The sequence below is a fragment of the Flavobacterium hibisci genome (assembly GCF_020026925.1).
In the GTDB taxonomy this organism is placed as follows: Bacteria; Bacteroidota; Bacteroidia; order Flavobacteriales; family Flavobacteriaceae; genus Flavobacterium; species Flavobacterium hibisci.
The window spans coordinates 64,092-85,545 of sequence record NZ_JAIQDW010000010.1 but is presented as its reverse complement, the minus strand read 5'-3'; the positions used below and the strand labels follow the sequence as shown (position 1 = coordinate 85,545).

Sequence of the window (21,454 nt, the reverse complement as noted above, 5' to 3'; positions counted from 1 at the left end):
ATGAACGAAATGATATATAACAAACCCGAACCCATGAAAATTAAACTTTTTCTTGTATTTATATCTTTATTTTTTGCAACGCTTACTTTTGGACAAAACAGCCTGAAAGTGCTAAACACAGCTGCCGGACCAGGAGATAAGTCCAAAATAATAATTGACCTTACAAACGCAGCTGAAGTTGTTGGAGCCGAATTTACACTGACCGTTCCGCAGGGATTACTGGTTTCTGAAAAAGAAGGCAAAATCATCGAAAGCAGAAAAGGCGATCATGCCATTTATGTCAATATCGAAAAGAATAATCCACAAAATTACCATTTTATCATTCTTTCGCTTACAGGAGAATCTTTTAAAGGAAATAGTGGTGCCTTATTAGAAATACCTATTGAAATACCTTTAAATTATACAGAAGGCCAAACGTACAATCTGAGTCTTTCCACGGCTGTTTTAAGTTCTAAAAATGCGGTTGATATTGGTTCAAACCATACAAACGGGATACTAACAATTGCAACGGCACAATTTCCGGATTTAACCATTTCTGGTATAATGGCAAGTGAAACAAAAATCACTCCCGAAGGAAAAATTACGGTTGCATGGAACGTTGATAATATCGGAGAAAAAATTGCTTCTGGCGGATGGATAGAACAAGTTAGTATAGTATCTGATGCGACAGGTTTAGAATATAATCTGGGAACGGTTTTGTACAATGAGGATTTAGACAAAAAGAAATCCGTAAGCAGAAATGCGACTTTTAATCTGCCTAAAGTTTTAGGAATTGACGGAAATGTAAAAGTCAAAATTAACCTGATTGCCAATACTTCGGTAAAAGAACCAGAAAGTTTAAAAGCCAATAATAAAATTACGGCTACGAATGCTATTGTCTTAGAAAAAGTATTGTTCTTAACTTTAGACAAGAAAAGTATTGCCGAAAATTCGACAGAAGTTATTCGTGCAACCTTAACGCAGAGCGGCGACAGAAGCACGGATAAAACCTATGATATTCTAGCATCTCAATTGGGTCAATTAGGATTTGATGCAACAGTAAAAATTGCAAAAGATCAATCGTCTGTTGTGTTTTACATTAAACCAACAGATAATATGGTAACTGACGGAAACAGAATTGTAAAATTAACGCTGTCGGGAAATGATTATACACCAGTTTCTGATGATATCGAAATTATTGATAATGAATTTTCGCTCATAACGTTAACGCCTTCAAAAGTTTCTGCAACAGATGGTGATCTCATTACGGTCACTTTAGAAAGTGATTTTGCGAAAAGTACTGATACAAAATTTACGATTTCGGCAGACCAGAATTCACGTTGGACTGTTCCGGCAGAAATTGTACTTCCTGCGGGAAGCAAAACATTTTCTTTCGATATAAATGTAAAAAATAATAAAATTCCTGAAGCCACGGTAACTGGAAAAGTGACTTTGAGAGCTGAAGGTTTTCAGGCAGGAAATACAGAAGTTGTTTTAAAAAGTTCCAATATTCCGGGTTTTGAACTGGAAATAAGTCCAACAACAATTTCAAAAGCCGATGGCGTTTATGCGACTTATGCCACCATTAAACGTTTAGACAAATCGGATATTGCGACCAATATTCGTTTAAAACCAAGTATTGCAAACGCCTTGATTTTGCCGGATGTTATTGATTTTCCTGCCAATGTTAATCAGAAAAAATTTAATATTGGTGCGATAAACAACGGAATTGTAGATGGTACGAAAACGGTAAACGTTGCCGCCGAAGTGTATATTTCATCCTGTAATTGTACCGTTCCAGCCGGAAGCGGTGGAAGTACAATCAGCAAAAACATCACTATTCTGGACAGTAATGGACCAACTTTAATCCTTAAAGCAAATCCATCAACGGTAAAAGCAGGGGCAGAGAATGTAGCCAAAATTACAGTTGCCAGAAATACGGTCGATACATCAACACCAATTGTAGTAAAGCTATCAAGTGATTCACCAACAATTGTTACAATGCCTGCAACTGTCACAATTCCGGTTGGAAGTGAAAGTACAGAAGTTTGGATAAGCACTAAAATTGATGTAACAAAAACAGGCGATCAAACGGTACGTTTAGCAGCCGAAGCCGACAGTTTTGCATCTGGTTTTTCGTGGATATTAGTTACAGATCAAAATAAGCCTGACGCTATCATTAGCTCCGTAAATACGGTATCTGAAACGGGCGGAGGTGAAAATATCGAAATTGAGGTGACGGTAACCAATCAGGGATTTGCTTCTTTTACCAAAGGATCAAAGGTTGAATTTTTTCTTTCGAAAGACAAACAGGTTAAAAACGGAATTCTTTTATCCAGTATTGATGTTACTAATGATATTGAATCAGGAAAAGGCATTAACCTAAAACAATCGGTTAAACTGCCGCAGCAGGCGGGTAATTATTTTATAATTGCAACGGTTAACCGTGATCAGAAACTAAACGAATTATCCCTTGCTAATAACGAAACTTTTGCTGCGATTAAACTGAACGCCAGTTATTCTGCAATTGCAGCGGTAACAAAAACAGTGTATAAATCGGCAGAGATCGTTCACATTACAGGATCGGCAAAAATGCTGAACAATTCGGCAGCAGCAAATAAAGAAGTAGAAATCACCATTGCAAACGGAACTTTTGTTCGCTCGTTTATCGTAAAAACAAATGCATCAGGAAATTTTGCTTACGATTTTGAACCATTAGAAGCAGAAAGCGGACATTATGCTTTGAGCGCAGGATATCCGGGGACTGTTAATGCAACGCAGGCAGAATTTGATATTGTTGGTTTTGAATGGACTAATAAACCAACAGATTTTTTAAAGTGGGATGTTGTTACACAAACGCCTTATAAGGGAGAATTCAGATTAAAGAATAATACTAAAACGACATTAACTAACATAAAAATTGAACTTCCAGCAGATGCCGGATTTACAATTCAAACTGATCCTTTAACCTTGTCTGCAGGACAGGAAAGTATTTTATCCTATATGATTCTGACAGATAAAGCTTCGGCAGAACAAAAATATTACAACATCAATTTTACGATTTCATCAGATGAAGGAGCAAAACTGGCCGGACTGGCTTTTTATCATTGCAAGGCGCAATCGGCAAAATTAATTGCAAATCCGGTGAGCATCAATACCACGATGATTAAAGGCACTTCTCGTTATTATGAACTTTCTGTTTCAAATTCGGGAGGTGTAAATGCAGAAAATGTTAAGGTTGATTTGCCAAAACTAGACTGGATGAAATTAAAAAGTCCGCCTGTTATTGAAAAGATTGCACCAAATGAAATTGTCAAAATAATACTGGAATTAGCACCAACAGACAAACAGCAGTTAAATGTACCCTTATCAGGAAGTTTGGCGCTGAATCCTTCAAACGGGGGCGGAATTAGTATTCCTTTTAAAATAGAAACTGTTTCTGAATCTACAGGTTCTTTATTGATCGATGTGGTTGATGAATATACCTATAACACCGAAAAAGCTCCACATTTAAAAGGAGCAAAAGTAGTAGTTCGTCATCCTTTTTCGGGGGTTATTTTAGCAGAAGGAATTACAGATGATAACGGAATTTTCCAGACTCCGCAAATTCCTGAGGGTTATTATACCGTAACGGTAACGGCAGATAAACATGACTCTTACCAAAATAATTTACTAATAGATCCGGGAAAAGTAACGACACAAAAAGTATTTATTTCTTATCAGGCTGTAAGTTACGAATGGGTAGTTAAGCCAACAGAAATTGAAGATCAGTACCAGTCAGATTTGGTGGTGAAATTTGAAACAAACGTACCAAAACCTGTAATTGTAATTGATATTGATAATCCGGTTTTAAATCTAAATGTAGGCGAAAGCAGAATGAGTTATGTTACTGTCACCAATCACGGATTAATCGCCTTATCAAATGTGAAGGTAAATATAGACAGTCAGGGAGATTTCAACTTTAAGCTAATGATTGAAAAATTTGATGTTTTAAATCCTAAAACCTCAATTATTATTCCGGTGCTTATTACAAGACCTGTATCCAGTTCGAAAAGTGCCAGTGCCAATCAAACCTGTAGTTATAATTTAATTACAAAAGGAACTTATGTTTGCGAAACAGAGCAGGACATTGCGGCATTCAAACCGTATTACGTATTGACCTGTTCTACTCCAAGTGCACCGACAACCGGAGGCGGAAGTCCTAATTTTAACGGTGGTGGATTTGGGCCTTTAATTCCAATAGGAAATGCTTTTGGCAACATCATCACGGCACTTCCTACAGTGTGTGATAATCCTTGTATTACGTCAGTAATAGGAATGGTGTTTGGTTGTGTACCTGTTCCGGCTTTAAACGTTGCCGGATGTCTTTTAGGGCTTGCAACCGTAAACGGAGACGGAGTAAACCAGGCAATTGCGCTTGGTGGATGTATTCCGGGACCTCCGGGCTGTATTTTTGGTATGGTATCAGTACTTAAAACCTGTATTTATGATGTGGTTTCGTCAGGTAAATCGGCTAATAATAGCTTTTTAGATACGATGTACAATGATTTTTATATCATGGACAATGCGCAAAATGCATTAACAAACAGATTAAAGGCATATCTGGGCAACGACAGAATATTACAAAGCACCTATTTTCATGCTTTTATGAAAGAAGTTTCGATTAGTCTTGATGCTCAAAAAGACTTTACAGCTGCAGATGTTGCCAGAATAAAAGCGAATCTCTCCGGCAGTGATATTACCAATCAGGAAATAGATAATTTCTGCAGCAGATGGAATAAAACAGTCGAAGCATGGAATAAAGGTATCAAAATTCCTAATGTGCAATATCCAGACATCATCAATAAAAACGATATTGAAGAATACGACAGGACAAGAAAAATTTTAATCGATCACTATCAAAAAAGAGGTTTTATTTCTGCAGAAGAAATGTACAATAAAGATATGGCTGATATCAAAGAATATACAGATGAAGCCGCTTCTAAATCATCAGTTTGTGCTACAGTAACGGTTAAATTTTCTCAGAAAGTAACGATGACCAGAGAAGCTTTTGAAGGAACTTTAACGATGAACAACGGCAGCAGCGGCAACACAATCAAAGACATTAATTTAGACTTATTGATCAGAGACGAGGCCGGAAATGATATGACGCATTTGTTCCAAATCAACAAAGACGCTTTCCTGAGCGGAACCGGACTTGTTGGCCCTCAAAGCAGTAAAGCAGGGACCGTTATTTTTATTCCAACCAAAGAAGCAGCACCAACTGTGCCAAAATCATATTCTTTTGGCGGAACATTATCCTATACAGATCCAGGTACTGGTGATAAAGTGACGGTTCAATTATTTCCTGTAACACTTGAAGTAAATCCAAGTCCCGACTTAGTAATGCATTATTTCATGCAGCGTGATATTTTGGGAGATGATCCTTTAACGGATAAGGTCGAGCCAATCGTTCCTGCTGAAATGGCCTTGTTAATTAAAAATGAAGGTTACGGAATTGCTAAAAATGTTCAGGTAGAATCTGTTCAGCCGGAAATTATAGAAAACAAAAAAGGGCTTTTAATAGATTTTGAAATTGTTGGAAGCAACTTCAACAATGAACCAAAACAATTAGGTTTATTGAATGTTGATTTTGGAAATATTGAGCCTCAGAAAAATGCTTTGGGACAATGGTGGTTTACTAGTTCATTGCTTGGACATTTTGTTGAATACGATCTTCAAATCAAACATTTAAGCAGTTACGGAAACAAAAACCTAAGCCTGATTAAAGCATCATATGTTCACGAATTGATAAAAAGCGTAAAAGCGTATCAGGCAGGACATGACAACGTTGGCGATTTCTTAGTAAATGATATTGCAGATACAAAAGATACTCCGGATGCCATTTTTTATTCAAATGGAGAAAGTGATGAGGTTTATAAAGTAAACACTGGGACAGTCTCTAATGTTATTACACCAAGTCAGTTAACGACGACTTTAACCATGAATTCCTCTAAAACAGGATGGAATTACGGTAATTTGGCAGATCCGGGATCTGATCGATACAAGCTTGAAAGAGTAGTGCGAATAAGTGATAAACTTGAATTACCGCTGGAAAATTTCTGGCAGACATTTGTAACGTTAAAAGACGGATTAGAACCCAAATACGAGAACAATCTTCACTTTCTTGATAAAATATCAGGATTAGAGAAATACACACTTTATTATACACCAATAAATACAAATGTCCCAAAAGTAATTTCGTTTGGGAATATCCCTTCGACCATTACAAAAGTGCTGGAATCTGTTCAGGTGAACTTTAATAAAGCGATTGATCCGAATACTTTTACATCGCAAAATATTACTTTAATTCACCAGGGCAAAAAACTAAATTTTGATGATAGTCTGATAGGAAAAGTGAACGATTCTACTTTTGTTTTAAATACAAAAACTATTGCAATTGCCTCAGGCTATTATGAATTAACCGTGCAATGTGCAGGTATAAAAGATCCGGAAGGAAATGAAGGAAATGAAGGGAAAAGTGTTTCGTGGATTCAGATAATTGGTGAACTGGGAATTGTCCAGTTTAAGAACGATCAAACACAATCACAGTCTTTAAATAGTGTTGAAATTCTGTTTAATAAACCAGTTAAACCAGCACAGTTTACAAGAGACAAATTGAAATTAAACGGAAATGCACTCGATAATATTTCGATTGTTACGGATGATAATCTGAAATATACTATTGTTGGATTAAGTGAATATAACAAAGAAAACGGTGATTATGAATTGACAGTGGATTTGCCTTCGATAAAAGCAGAAGACAATACACAGGGATTAATCGTACAGTCTCAAAAATGGAAAGTAGATATCCTGCTTCCCGAAGTGAAAAGTTTTACACCACAATATCAGGGTGCTGTTAACAGTCAAAACGTAACAGAAATGTTGGTTACTTTAAACAAACCATTAAATACTTTTGATAAAAATTGGGTAAATTTATTTAAAGGGAGTTTGAATTTGAATGCCATTGTTAGCGTAACAAAACAAGATGATTTACATTATGTGATCTCTGGTTTGGGAGCATATACACAAACTGCAGGAGGTTATAAAATTGTAATTGATCAGTTTAATTTCCTGGATCTTTCGGGGAATTTCGGAAGCGGAACTTCAAGTACAAACTGGACGGTGAAATTTGACAAACCACTTAAGCCGACAAACCTTAGCGTAACGCCGGACAGAGGAATTTCAACATCAGATAATATAACATCGGGCAACGATTTGCAAGTTGCGTTTACCACAGTTGAAAACAAACAAAATGTAGAATTGTATGTAATAACGCCCCAAAGCAGAATTTTAGTGAGCAAACAATATCAGGAAACGCCGAAAGAAATCTTTATTCCCATAAATGGATATAGTGGTAAAAATACTTTTGAAGCCATTGCTTATGACGAATTTGGAAACTCAAGCGACGTAGTGCAGATAGAAGCATATCTGGATAATGTTGATCTTGGTGCTGCAATTTCTCCTTTAAGTTTAAACAATACCTGTTCAGAAACCGATGCGTTAGCCGTAACATTTGACAGTGAAATTACTGCTTCGGCATTTACAAAAGATGCTTTATTAGTCAAGCAGGGAGGAATTTCTGTTTCGAATGAAAAACTGACTTTGACTAAAATTTCGGATAAAGAATTTGAAATTAGTGGAATCGAAAAACTAAGCGGAGATCATACGTTTGGAATTGATTTATCAAAACTGAACAAAAAATCGAGTGGTTTACAAGGAAAAGGAATCGTTTATAAAAATGTAGAATCTTCTACTATTTATGCAGAAATAAGCGGTGACCTTATTATTACCGAAGCAAATTCTATTACCACCTATACAGCAACGCAGAATATGGGGACATATCAGTGGAATGTAACAGGCGGTGAAATTTTGGAACAAAAAAATAATACTGTGACCATTAAATGGAATGAAAAGGGAATCCAAAATCTGTCACTTTCATATTCAACATCAGCATCTTGCAACAAAACGATTTCTATAGAAGTAAAAGTTGATGCAACGTTGTCAATTGATACTCCAGTTGATAGCAAAAACGGTTTGATTATGTTTCCGGTTCCAAACAACGGAACCTTTACTCTGGCATTGTCAGGTAACGAAGGATTTTTTAAATTAGCAATATATGATATAAATGGCCGGGCTGTTTACAAGCAGGATAAGGTAGAACTTTCGGATAGTATAAAAAGTACTATTTATACAAATTTAAAGTCAGCGGGAATATATTATCTCATCGTACATAACAGTGAGAAAATGTACAAAGTTAAATTTCTCATTAAATAGAAATTATGTAATAAAGGGATGAGCATTATTGCTCATCCCTTTATTATTATGTTATAAGGAAAAGTTGGAAATCAACATTATTCAATCCCTTTCTATTAACAGTTCTTATTTGAGAAGTGATTCAGAGGACATAATTTTAGAAAAGTAACCTGTTATGATTCCATTATCGAATTATTTATTAATATATGAATTCAGTATTGAACTTAGATCGAAATAATGTATTTGTTGTCTGATATTGAGAATAGGTTTTCTAATTAGAGCTTCGTTGGTTAAATAGTAATGTAAACCATCTTCAGTTGTGATTCCTTCTACTTGATGAAAAGAAAGTTTAAGGTTTATTTTTCGTTTGTTTCCTGATAGAAAATCATAATTTTTGAAATCGTACAAGAGATATATGAAAGGTTTTCCTTTTGTTGAATAACCACAAAGTGCAATTAGGTTTTTTGATTCTAAGTAAGTAGCGCCTGTAACTAACCCTCTTGAATCTAATGTTTCTTTTAATTGTGCTGTGTGATTTCCGGGTTTATTTGGTAAACTATAAATACTGGTTTTTGATGACTTCCATTTTTTTGTAAACAGATAAATGCTGTCTTTTATGATAATAAAAGCTTCGCAATCAAAATCAGTTGTGTTTGCTTTTTTTTTATCAAAGTCGGTTTGATCAGAGTAAGAAAAAGAAATTGTTTCAATGATTGGGTCTTTTTCTAAAAATGTTTTTTTTTGTATTTTAAGAATCTTTAGGTCAGTTCTGTTTCCGGAATAATTATTTCCAAAATCCCCAATATAGATATACGAACTGTCTTGCGAAATCTCTTCCCAGTCATGATTTATAGCATTTTTCAGAATTATTCTTTTTTTAATTTTTCCTAATGAGTCTAATCCGTAAATAGTTTTATCATGATCATCGTTGTGAGTCCATAACAAATGGTCAAAAGCAATAAGCCCTGATGTTTCTTTAATAGAATCATTCAAAAAAAATGAATATTCAGGTTTTATGTTGATTTTTTTGTACAAGCAACTTCCATCGTTTAGAGTTGCATTAGGATTGTAATTTTTTGAAAGAGGATCTGTACATCCTAGAATTTGACTATAAGTTGTAAAACTGAAAAAGAGTAAAATAAATAAATATTCTTTCATAATAACGATGCAATAAACTTAAATTTTAAAAGTTATCCTTTAGGTATTTGTTGACAATTTATAAATAATTACAAATTATTGTCTAAAAGAAAATTATTACCACCCAAGATATTGTCAGAAATTTAACGCTAAAAAAACGAATATGATTTTTTTAAGTTCTTAAATTAAGTTAAATTTATTTTTTGATTTAAATTTCAAAAATGACTATAATTTGTAATGGTTTGTATGTAATTGATAATGAGATTAATGTATTTTTGTATAAGCATTGTTCATTTTACAGCGGTGTTTTTAAGTATATAATTTAAAAAATGTCAATACATTTGCACAAATTTTATATTATTTCTAATTCTTAAATATGGGGGTTAGACTAGCGAAGCTGTATATCAAAGGTATTTATTTTCAAAATTACAGGGAAAAAATACTGTTATAAATTTTTAAAATTATAATTTTGATTTTAACATTTAGAAATTATAATTTGTTTTTAGAAAATTGTAAATGTGATGATAATTGCGCTAAATATGATATATGAAATGTATAAATACTGAGAAGAATAACTTTAAAAATAATTATAAATAAAAAATCCCAAAATTACCTGACTTATGAAAAAAATATTTTTAGCCTTATTATTAATTACGACAGTTTCACAGGCACAATATAGATTAAGATACGACAAACTTTTTATGGAAGTAGGAGTAGGAATGGCTGTTCCCTTAACTCAAATTTCACCGTCTGGAGAAAACAGACCGTTAGCATTGGTTCATGGTCAGGGAGGATTCCGTTATATGTTTAGTGAGAATGTAGGTGTTATGGGGTTATTAAGTTTTGATCAGTATAATTATGGAAATCAAAAGAGTGATCAGTTAATAGGAAGTGCAGAACTTTGTTATAATTTGGGCAATCTTATTGAATTGTCAAGAAACACAGGAGGACAATTTGGATTACTGGTTCATGCAGGAGCAGGTGCAGGAGTAATGTCAAGCAAATATTTCAATCGCGATAAGATAGGCGCTTTACTGATTGGTGCAAGACCTTATGTTTTTATAAATGAAAAAGTTTCCTTTTTTGCAGATCTGACTTACAAATCTACGTTATCACAAAAAATTTATTACAATGGTAGTTTGATTGGAAAAGATATAACAGGGAGTAATCTTGGGCTTACTTTTGGTTTTATGGTTGCTTTGGGGCAAAACCGTTTCCATGCAGATTCAGCATATTAGGCGAAAGAATTGTTAAAATATTTTCACATAAAAGAATCATGAAAATAGGAATTACTTTTAGCGCCTTTGATTTACTTCATGCGGGACATATTACAATGCTGGAAGAGGCTAAGCGTCAATGTGATTATTTAATTTGTGCATTACAAACAGATCCAACATTAGATCGTCCGGAAAAGAACAGACCAACTCAAACTGTAGTAGAACGTTACATTCAATTAAAAGGGTGTAAGTTCGTCGATGAAATTGTTCCTTATGCAACAGAACAGGATTTAGAAGATATTTTGAGGTCTTTTAAAATTGACGTACGAATTTTAGGAGACGAATACCGGGAAAAAAACTTTACCGGCCGTGAATATTGTGAATCAAAGGGAATTGAATTGTATTTTAATACCCGGGATCATCGTTTTTCAAGTAGTGGGTTGCGAAAAGTAGTAGCAGAAAAAGAAGCATTAAAGGTAATTTAAATAAAATGAAAAGTAACACAAAAATTTATATTGCAGGCCATAAAGGAATGGTGGGGAGTGCAATTTGGAGAATACTTGCTGACAAAGGATTTACAAATCTGATAGGAGTTTCGAGTAAAGAACTTGATCTTCGAAATCAGCTGGCAGTTCGGGATTTTATAGCTAAAGAAAAACCCGAAGTAATTATTGATGCGGCGGCAAGAGTTGGTGGGATACTAGCTAACAATGATTATCCTTACCAGTTCATTATGGAGAATATGCAAATCCAGAATAATCTGATCGATTCGGCTTTACAAAATAATATAGAAAAATTTATCTTTTTGGGGAGTTCATGTATTTATCCAAAATTAGCACCGCAGCCTTTAAAAGAAGACTATTTACTAACTGATACTTTAGAGCCTACAAATGAATGGTATGCAATTGCCAAAATTACAGGTGTAAAAGCATGTCAGGCTATTAGAAATCAATTTGGAAAGGATTATGTGAGTTTGATGCCTACCAATTTATATGGGACACACGATAATTTTGATTTAAACACCTCTCATGTCTTACCGGCAATGATTCGTAAGTTTCATGAAGCTAAAGAAAATAATCATGCTCCTGTAACACTTTGGGGCAGCGGTACGCCAATGCGTGAGTTTTTATTCGTAGATGATATGGCTCAGGCTGTTGTTTTTGCTTTAGAGAACAAATTACCTGATTATTTATATAATGTTGGAACAGGTGAAGATTTAACCATTAAGCATTTGGCAGAAACCATTCAAAAGATTACAGGCCATACAGGAGAAATTATCTGGGACTCAACAAAACCAGATGGAACGCCCAGAAAATTGATGGATGTTTCAAAAATGCATAATTTAGGATGGAAGCATAAAATAAATTTAGAAGAAGGAATCCAAAAGACGTATAATTGGTTTTTGGAAAATAAAGATGCTTTTAAACAAGTAAAAATGTAGTTTTAGATTAATAAAAGTTAGGAATTAAGAATGTAATATATTAACTTGAAAAGAAAATGTAACTAAAAAAACAATAAATGAGTACACAAAAAGTAGCCCTTATAACAGGAATCACGGGTCAGGACGGATCTTATTTAGCAGAATTATTATTAGAAAAAGGATATCAGGTACACGGAGTTAAAAGACGTGCATCTTCTTTTAATACACAGCGAATTGATCATATTTATCAGGATCAGCATGAATCACATGTAGATTTTAAGTTGCATTATGGAGATTTGACAGATTCTACTAATATTATTCGAATAATTCAGGAAGTACAGCCTGATGAGATTTATAATTTAGGTGCGATGTCTCATGTAAAAGTATCTTTTGATTCTCCTGAATATGTAGCAAATGTGGACGGTATAGGTACTTTAAGGATTTTAGAAGCAGTAAGGATTTTGGGATTATGTGAAAAAACCAGAATTTATCAGGCTTCTACTTCAGAGCTTTATGGTGGTATGGCAGAAAATAAAAATGAAAAGGGTTTCTATGATGAAAACTCTCCATTTTATCCGCGTTCTCCATACGGTGCTGCTAAAATTTATGGTTTTTGGATAACAAAAAATTACCGCGAAGCTTATAACATGTTTGCCTGTAACGGTATTTTGTTTAATCACGAATCACCAAGACGTGGTGAAACTTTTGTTACCCGAAAAATTACTATGGCAACAGCAGCTATAGCAAAAGGAAAACAGGAATGCCTTTATCTGGGAAACCTAAATTCACAAAGAGACTGGGGACATGCAAAGGATTATGTCGAAGCAATGTGGAGAATTTTACAACAAGATACACCAGAAGATTATGTAATAGCAACAGGAGTTACAACTTATATTAGGGATTTTGTAATCATGGCTTTTTCAGAAATTGGAGTTACATTGACTTTTGAAGGAGAAAACGAAAATGAAGTGGCTAAAGTAGCATCTTGTAATAATCCACTTTATCAGTTGGAAATTGGTAAGGTAGTAGTGCGAGTAGATCCGGAATATTATCGCCCGACAGAGGTAGATTTGCTAATTGGAGATCCTACAAAATCAAAAACAAAATTGGATTGGAAGCCTCAATATGATTTGGCTGCTTTGGTGAAAGAAATGGTCGAGAGTGACCTTAAAATAATAGGATAGTTCTGAAATAATTATAAAAAATATCTATATAAAATACTTGTTCTTTATATTTTAAAAAGAATAGAATTACACTAAATTAAATTGTCGCACAACAAAACTATAGCAAAGAATACTTTCTTTCTTTATTTTAGGATGCTCCTAACAATGGGAGTGCAATTATATACATCACGTGTAGTTTTAAATGTATTGGGTATTAATGATTATGGTATCTATAGTGTTGTAGGTGGAGTTGTAGCACTTTTTGGCTTTTTTAATGCTGCAATGTCATCAGCTACTCAAAGATTTTTAGCAATTGATATAGGAAAAAATGATAATCATAAGCTTAATAAAACTTTTAATACAACACTCATAATACATGTTTGTATCGCTATCCTGGTTTTTATCGTTGCTGAAACGTTTGGATTATGGTATTTAAATAATAAATTAAACTTTTCAGTAAACAGAGTTTATGCGGTAAGCTGGTTGTATCAATTTTCAATCTTTAGTGCCCTTATAGGTGTAATTCAGGTGCCATTTAATGCATTAATAATTGTTAAAGAAAAAATGAAAGTTTATGCATTAATGAGTATAGTTGAAGTTACTTTAAAATTATTAATTGTGTATTTTTTACTAATTGTAAATTTTGATAAACTCATATTGTATTCTATACTCATTTTTGCAGTTAGTTTATTGATAGGGGCAGCCTATTGTATATTTTCATTTAGAAATTTTCCAGAAACTAAATTTAAATTTTACACTGACCTGAAGTTTTATAAAGAGCTTTTTTCTTATAGTGGATGGAATCTATTTGGTAACATTGCTGGGGTAGCTAAAGGTCAGGGAACTAATGTTTTGTTGAATTTCTTTTTTGGAACAGTTGTAAATGCCGCATATGGAATTATGTCTCAAGTGCAAAGTGCAGTAAGCCTATTTGTTACAAATTTTCAGTTGGCGGTTAATCCGCAAATTTACAAGAGTTATGCTCAGGGAAATATAGAACAAATGCAAAAGCTGATTTTTCAGGCATCAAAATTTTCATATTTTCTAATGTTTATAATGGTTTGTCCGATAATATTCAATATAGATTTTATATTAATTTCCTGGCTAAAAAAGCTGCCACAGTTTACAGTAGTTTTTATTATTTTTATTTTAATAAATTTATTGATAGAATGTCTTTCAGGGCCTCTTATAACAGGGTCTCTTGCAACAGGAAAAATAAAGTGGTACCAAATTGTTGTTGGGAGTACATTATTTTTAAATCTTCCAATTAACTATATAGGCTTTACAAATTCATTCGGGCCAACATTTTTTTTGTATACCTCTATTACGCTGTCTGTTGTCACATTAGTATTAAGATTGGTTTTTTTAAAGAAGATGATTAATTTAGATATTTTATCATTTTTAAATAATGTAATTGTCCCGGTATTATTTGTTTCCTTCATCAGTCTTCTTGTATTATATTGTCTTTACTTATACTTAGGACAATCAACAAATGTTTTTGAATGTTTGTATGTGACATCTATTATAATAATCATTAATTTTTTGGTAATATTTTTCGTAGGATTACGAAAAAATGAGAAAGCTGCAATATTTAATTTGATTAAAAATCAATTAAAAAAATAATGAAAACTTACAAAAACTCTATTTTTAATAATAATTTATGTACTGGATGTGGAGTCTGCATTTCTGAATCTAAAGGCGATTTAAGAATGGAATGGGATGAGTTTGGATTTTTAGTTCCTGTGGCAACAAACAATGATATATCTAATGATGTTCTTAAAGTGTGTCCCTTCAATTCTAACCCCGAGGAAGAGGTAAAGGATGAAGATAAATTAGGTGAAATTTTTCTTGAAAATTCAACCAAGTATGATGATAAAATAGGGCATTTTGAGAACTGTTATGCAGGTTATAGCATTCAACACAGGGAAACATCTTCTTCAGGTGGTATCGCAACATATATATTTGAAGAATTACTTAAGCAAAAAATCGTAGATCATTTATTTATTGTTAAAGAGATAGAAGGAACATATGAATATCAGTTGTTCAACAATCCTGAGGACATTAAGGCTGTTTCAAAAACTAGATATATTCCAGTTACTCTGGAGAAATTATTTTTACAAATCGATAATATTGAAGGTAAAATTGCGATATCTGGCGTGGCATGTTTTATTAAAGCGATCCGTCTTAAACAGCATTATCATCCTCAACTTAAGGAAAAAATCCCATTCTTGGTAGGTATCATATGCGGAGGTTGGAAAAGTAGATTTTTTACTGATTTCTTAGCTCAAAAGTCAGGGATTAATAGTGATTATCGCAATCAGGAGTACAGAATAAAAGATAATAAAAGCACTGCTTTAGATTATTCGTTTGGAGCTTACGATAATAATTCTAAGTTTCACGAAATTAAGATGTCTACTGTTGGGGATATGTGGGGTACTGGCTTATTTAAAGCATATGCTTGTGAATTTTGTACAGATGTGCTTACAGAATTAGCTGATATTTCGCTGGGAGATGCATGGCTACCTGAGTATCGTTCTGATGGAATGGGCAATAGTGTAATTGTTACACGTAGCTTTATTGCTGATGATTTGATAAAAAGTGGGGTGCAGAGAGGGGTACTTTCTGTTGTTTCGATAGCAAAGGAAAGAATTATTGAATCTCAAAGTTCTAGTTTTAAACACAGGCAAAACGCAATAGAATTTAGAAAGAAATTAGCTGTGACAATTGGCGAAAAAAAATTGCCATATTTTAGAAAACGAGTATCTAAATCAATTAGCTTTATGTATGCATTAGTTCAGATACAAAGGTTAATAACGAGAAGAAAAAGTTTAGAATACTGGAAAAACAATCCAAATTTAAACACTTTTAATCATAAAATGAAGAATAAACTTATGGTATTGTCATTTCTAACAAAAGCTTGTCGTAAGCTAAAAGGGTGATATAGCTTTTATTATAAAAATTTATTACAAAGACTTTATAAGGTGATAACAAAACCACAGCATAAAAACTAAATATGAGAATAGGGATTTTAACGCTTCCTTTGCATAAAAATTATGGAGGAATACTACAAGCTTATGCTCTCCAAAAGTATTTGAATAACATGGGGCATGAAGTAATTCTGTTGGACAGACAATGGAATAAGAACTATTTGGATCATTTGAAAGAAATAATAAAAAGAATATTTTTTAGAAAAAAAATAAATATCGAAAAAGAGATAGGAAAGCACACTTCATTTTTCATCAATAAATATTTTAATAAAACTAAAATATTAAATTCAGAAAGCAAGTTAAAGAATGCAGTTGATAAACTTAATCTGGATGTTGTGATTGTAGGGAGTGACCAGGTATGGAGATTGGAATATACAAAGGCTTTTTCAATGAACTATTTTTTCGATTTCTTGAATGAATCAGAAATTAAAAAAATGTCATATGCCGCTTCTTTTGGTGAAGATACGTGGGGACATTCTGAAAAAATCACAACACAAATTTCGGAATTGTTATCAAAATTCAATGCGATTTCTGTAAGGGAAGATTCTTCAATTCAGTTGTGTAAAGAAAATTTTGATGTTTTAGCTGAACATCATATTGATCCGACTATGTTATTAGAAATTGAAGAATATATTAATTTGGTTAATATAGAAAAAGAGCCAAAAAGCAATGGGGATATTTTGGTGTATATGCTTGATATTGACAATGATAGACAAAAAACAATAGATACAATTGTAAATCACATAGGAGGAGTTTTATTTTCTGTAAATGTCAAGTCTGTAAATTCAAATGATAAAATTGAAGACAGAATATACCCTCCTGTTACCTCGTGGTTAAAAGGATTTCAAGACGCTAAATTTGTAATTACAGATTCTTTTCATGGAACAGTTTTCTCAATACTGTTCAATAAACCTTTCATTGCTTACGGAAATCCAGGTAGAGGCTTGTCCCGCTTTAAATCGCTTTTTAGGATGTTTGGTCTGGAGCATAGATTTATACTTAAACATGATGATTTAAATATTAGCCTTTTGAATGATGAAATTGATTGGCATGACATAAATTCCAGGTTGTCGGATTATCGTTTAAATTCAAAAGAGTTTTTTAAAAAAAATATTTAGATTTTGAATATGGTTCCGCAAATATCAGTAATAATTCCGCTTTATAATAAAGAAGATTCTATTAAAGCGACAGTTGATTCAGTTTTAAACCAAGCATTTAAAAATTTTGAATTACTAATAATCGATGATGGATCAACAGATAATAGCCTAAAAGTTTTATCTGAATTTGATGATGATCGAATTAAAATTGTAACTAAAAAAAATGGTGGCGTTTCTGAAGCAAGAAATTATGGTGTAGAAATTTCGAGTACTGAATATATCTTTTTTTTAGATGCTGATGATATCATTTCTGATTTTTGCTTATCTGTTTTCATTGATTTGATAGAAAAATATAAAAATGCATCAGTTTTTGTTGCCAACTTCAAAGTTATAAACCCAGATCAAACGGAATATATATATTGTAAAGGTAGAGAAGAGTTTTTAGTAAAGAATAATTTTAAAGCTTTATGGGATACGACAGTATTTCCTCGTACAGGATCAATGGTAGTTAAAAAAAGTTGTTTTCTGGAGGTTGGCTTTTTTAATACGGATATAAGTTTATACGAGGATTTAGAGTTAATTCTTAGGTTATTCAGGATTTATAAAATTGCTTACTCTCCCAAAATTGTTTTAAATTATATATGCGAGTTCAACACATTAAGTAAAAAATTATCTCCACTGAAAAGAGAGTTTTCATATTATGCAGATTATCAGGATAAAGGTTTTTACGAGAAATTGATAATTTCTGAAGTCATATATAAATCATACAAGAAAAGAGTCAAGTATAAAGACACTGAAGCTTCTCAGTTTTTAAAAAATAAGTTTAATAATTTCTACATATATATAATAATTGCTTTTTTATCTAGAAAAAAAATCAATTTTATAAAAAAAGTGAATGCTAAATTTTTCAATATAAAATAATCTATGTTTATATATATATTAAAGTTTATGTTTAAAGATTTATATTTAAATATAAAACAGGCTATAATAAATTATAAGGTTAAGAAAAAAAATCCAACCTTAAAATGGTCAGGAAATGTTAAAATCAATAATTGTAAATTTGGACGTTATAATTTTTTATTAAATGCAATTGTAACAAATTCAAGTTTCGGGGATTATTCATATGTTGCTAAAAATACTTCTGTCAATAATTGTAAAGTTGGTAAATTTTGTTGTATTGGTCCCAATGTTCAAATTGGATTAGCAGAACATCCTGTAAAAGATTTTGTTTCTGTTCATCCTGTATTTTATAGTGATACTTCCAGAATGGGTTATACTTTTGATAAAAAATCTTATTTTAAAGAATATAATGATACAATAGTGGGAAATGATGTATGGATTGGTGCTAATGTAATTATAAGGGGTGGAGTTAAAATTGGTGATGGAGCAGTAATTGCTTCCGGATCTGTTGTAAGTAAGGATGTTGAAGCTTTTACTATAGTTGGAGGTGTGCCAGCTAGAGAAATAAAAACCAGATTTGAAGATGACGAAATTGCTTTTTTAAAGGAATTTAAATGGTGGGATAAAGAGACTGATTTTTTAAAAAATAATTATTTTTTGTTTCATAATATTGAAAATTTGATGAATAATTTTAGAATAGATTATGCAAAGAAGTTGTAACTATATTTACAAAAGTATAATGTTTGTCTTAGGAATAAAGTAAAGCTTTAATAGTGTATAATAATCTATTGTAGTGATAAAATTTTAGGAGCAAATCCTGCTAAATTTATAAGGAAGATAATTAATGAATAATAGAATAATATATGATTCAGCTATAACTGGTCATCATTCAGAATATATTTCACATTTGGTAGATTATCTTTTGAAGTCTGAATCAAAAGAGATTTTTTATTTTATTGTGTCAGAGGAATTCAAGATTCAGTTTTTTAATATTGTTGATAAAACCAAGGGCAATCCTTCAATTGTATGGGAATTTATTCCAAAAAAACAATGTGATTTTTTTCAAAGCTTACCACTATATAAGCGTTCATTTAAAGAACTGGCAATAGTGGACTCGTATGCTAAAAAATTTAACGCCCAAAAAGTTCTTTTGCTTTATTTTAATATTTTTCAATTAGCTTTAATTTTTAAAAGGTACAGTTTTGAAATAAGCGGAATTTTATTTTTGCAATTTTATCGAATGCAAAAAAATACGTTTTCTGAGAAATTAAAGTATTATCGAAAATATTTAATAACAAAATTATATAGCAGAAATTCAAAAATTAAGACAGTTTTTGTACTAAATGACGATAAAACAACTGCTTTTTTAAATAAAAAGTTTAATACGAATAAATTTAAAATGCTTCCAGATCCAATACCGCAATATGATCAAGAAGCAGGATTTAATTTATACGAATATTATAAAATTCCTCAACACAAAAAAGTTTTATTACATCCTGGAGCAATCGATCACAGAAAAGGCACCTTTGAAATCATTGAAGCTATTGATTTGTTGCAAGAAAATGAAACTGGGGAATATGCTATTTTAATTGTGGGTAGAGCTAAGCCTGATGTTGAAAAACTTATCTTAGAGAAATTAGCAGTATTAAAGAATACAAACTTCACTATTGTTTTTGATAATTCTTTTGTGTCAAACGAACGGTTAAAATCACTTTTTATGCAATCTTTTGCAGTATTAATGCCTTATAAAAACCCGGAAGCTTCAAGTGGGATTTTAGGGCATGCTGCTAGTTTGAATAAATGTGTAATCGCTCCATACAATGGTTTGATTGGTGATATAGTTAAAGACAACAAATTAGGATTGCTAATTAATAAACCCACTGCAGTTGATATTGCAAGTGGTATTGAATTGCTGTCTAATTGCATTGTTAATAGAGATTTATCTTCTGATTTTGTAGCTAAGCATAGTAATGTCTTTTTTGCAACCACCTTACTTAAGTATTTAAAATGAGAATAAAGAAATTTTGCACTTATTTAGGTATTTCATTAAGTATAATTGGAGTTCCACTGGGAATGTATTGTAATTTTTTATATCCTTTTACTGAGTGGTCTCCAATATTCATGTTTGCTTCTGTAGTTTTAATAATTTCTTATAGAAATTTACTTTTAGGGAAACTGCCTTCTTACAACAAGACATTTACCTTAATTATTATCTTACAGGTACTGATGTTAATATATGGAGTATTTTCAAATGAACTAACTTCACAGTTTCTCAGTTTTCATCTTTATGTCCTTGCTCTTATTATAGCTTTATCTAGCAATGACAATAACTCTAATTACAATAGTGTTATCTTAATTACTTTTATTATTTCTTGTATATGTACTTGTTTTGGAGCATTTTTTATGTGGAAAGGTCTTATTTCTGGAGAAGAAGCTTGGGAGCTTAAGCAAGATAATGAAAATTATGCACTTGAAGCTTTTACTGCCGCTAACGGAGCAATAATTAATTTTGTTTGTATTCTTTGTCTGAATCTTAGAAATAAATTACTAAAAGTACTATTACTATTATTTTCAATCTTAGATATTTATGTAATATTTATGTCTACTAAGAGGACACCAATATTTGTTTTGCTATTGATTATTGCCTTATATTTATATAAGACGGGTATTATAGATAAAAAAATATTTATTAAGTCATTTAAGATTTTTTCACTTCTTATTATTTTATTATTGATAGCCTATATTAATATTGGTGAACTTCAAAAATTATTAGATAAATTTAGTTTAGATTTTTATAATGGAGTGCTTAATATTTTAGGAGATACGGACGTAAAAGATTCTACTGGATCTGCAATTTCTCGTTATAAATCTAGAGAATGGGCATTTAATTACATTAGTAATGAGTTTGTTTTTTTTAACTATATTGTGGGTGGCGGATATATGATAAGATGGATTGATAACCCTCTATTACAATCTTATTTGGATATGGGTATAACCGGATTTATTTTGTATCTATATATTGTTGTAATTTACCCTATAAAATCTTTTTTTAAATTAAAAAATACGATTTCATTATTTGCCGTTCTATTATGTATTTATAATGTTGTATCGACTTACAGTTCAGGCCATCCCTATGCATATATTAAATATGTTCCCATAGTTTTTCTAGCCTTTATTATGAACTTAAAAAATAATGGATTAATAAAAAATATCAATTATTCAAAAATTAAAGTAGAATAATAAAATAAAGATTTTAGAC

General features: G+C 31.9%; 13 protein-coding genes. 12 read left to right on the top strand and 1 reads right to left on the bottom strand.

Translation table 11 applies throughout. From position 1 onward, the window contains the following. Positions 1-33: 33 nt before the first annotated feature. Complete coding sequence (locus tag K8B81_RS11870; protein WP_223681731.1) at positions 34-8,295, top strand: CARDB domain-containing protein; 8,262 nt, start codon at positions 34-36, stop codon at positions 8,293-8,295. A 171-nt stretch (positions 8,296-8,466) separates the two neighbouring features. On the opposite strand, the gene K8B81_RS11865 is transcribed toward K8B81_RS11870, so the two are convergent. Continuing rightward, positions 8,467-9,432, bottom strand: a complete 966-nt coding sequence (locus tag K8B81_RS11865; protein ID WP_223681730.1) for a T9SS C-terminal target domain-containing protein — start codon at positions 9,430-9,432, stop codon at positions 8,467-8,469. Between the two features lie 599 nt (positions 9,433-10,031). Here K8B81_RS11865 and K8B81_RS11860 point away from each other — a divergent pair. The 11 genes from K8B81_RS11860 (at position 10,032) to K8B81_RS11810 (ending at position 21,435) form a co-directional block, all read left to right on the top strand. Continuing rightward, on the top strand, positions 10,032-10,649 hold the full coding sequence (locus tag K8B81_RS11860) for a hypothetical protein (RefSeq protein ID WP_223681729.1): 618 nt from the start codon (positions 10,032-10,034) through the stop codon (positions 10,647-10,649). Positions 10,650-10,687: 38 nt separating this feature from the next. Beyond that, on the top strand, positions 10,688-11,113 hold the full coding sequence (locus tag K8B81_RS11855) for an adenylyltransferase/cytidyltransferase family protein (RefSeq protein ID WP_163400491.1): 426 nt from the start codon (positions 10,688-10,690) through the stop codon (positions 11,111-11,113). Between the two features lie 5 nt (positions 11,114-11,118). Then, a complete protein-coding gene (locus tag K8B81_RS11850) occupies positions 11,119-12,069 on the top strand; it encodes a GDP-L-fucose synthase family protein (protein WP_223681728.1) in 951 nt (316 codons plus the stop codon). Between the two features lie 77 nt (positions 12,070-12,146). Further along, entirely contained in the window at positions 12,147-13,232 is a 1,086-nt protein-coding gene (gene gmd / locus K8B81_RS11845) for a GDP-mannose 4,6-dehydratase (protein ID WP_223681727.1), read from the top strand. A gap of 81 nt (positions 13,233-13,313) precedes the next feature. Continuing rightward, positions 13,314-14,834, top strand: a complete 1,521-nt coding sequence (locus tag K8B81_RS11840; protein WP_223681726.1) for an oligosaccharide flippase family protein — start codon at positions 13,314-13,316, stop codon at positions 14,832-14,834. Next, positions 14,834-16,150, top strand: a complete 1,317-nt coding sequence (locus K8B81_RS11835; protein ID WP_223681724.1) for a Coenzyme F420 hydrogenase/dehydrogenase, beta subunit C-terminal domain — start codon at positions 14,834-14,836, stop codon at positions 16,148-16,150. The genes K8B81_RS11840 and K8B81_RS11835 overlap by 1 nt, the downstream gene beginning before the upstream one ends. A gap of 74 nt (positions 16,151-16,224) precedes the next feature. Further along, complete coding sequence (locus K8B81_RS11830) at positions 16,225-17,316, top strand: polysaccharide pyruvyl transferase family protein (RefSeq protein ID WP_223681723.1); 1,092 nt, start codon at positions 16,225-16,227, stop codon at positions 17,314-17,316. Positions 17,317-17,325: 9 nt separating this feature from the next. After that, positions 17,326-18,216: a glycosyltransferase family 2 protein gene (locus K8B81_RS11825; protein ID WP_223681722.1), complete on the top strand. Its 891-nt coding sequence runs from the start codon at positions 17,326-17,328 to the stop codon at positions 18,214-18,216. A 27-nt stretch (positions 18,217-18,243) separates the two neighbouring features. After that, positions 18,244-18,915, top strand: coding sequence for a CatB-related O-acetyltransferase (locus tag K8B81_RS11820; protein WP_223681721.1), 672 nt, complete (start codon positions 18,244-18,246; stop codon positions 18,913-18,915). A gap of 124 nt (positions 18,916-19,039) precedes the next feature. After that, positions 19,040-20,206, top strand: coding sequence for a glycosyltransferase (locus K8B81_RS11815; protein ID WP_223681720.1), 1,167 nt, complete (start codon positions 19,040-19,042; stop codon positions 20,204-20,206). Continuing rightward, positions 20,203-21,435 (top strand): hypothetical protein, encoded by a 1,233-nt coding sequence (locus K8B81_RS11810; protein ID WP_223681719.1) that lies wholly within the window; start codon positions 20,203-20,205, stop codon positions 21,433-21,435. The genes K8B81_RS11815 and K8B81_RS11810 overlap by 4 nt, the downstream gene beginning before the upstream one ends. Positions 21,436-21,454 lie beyond the last annotated feature (19 nt).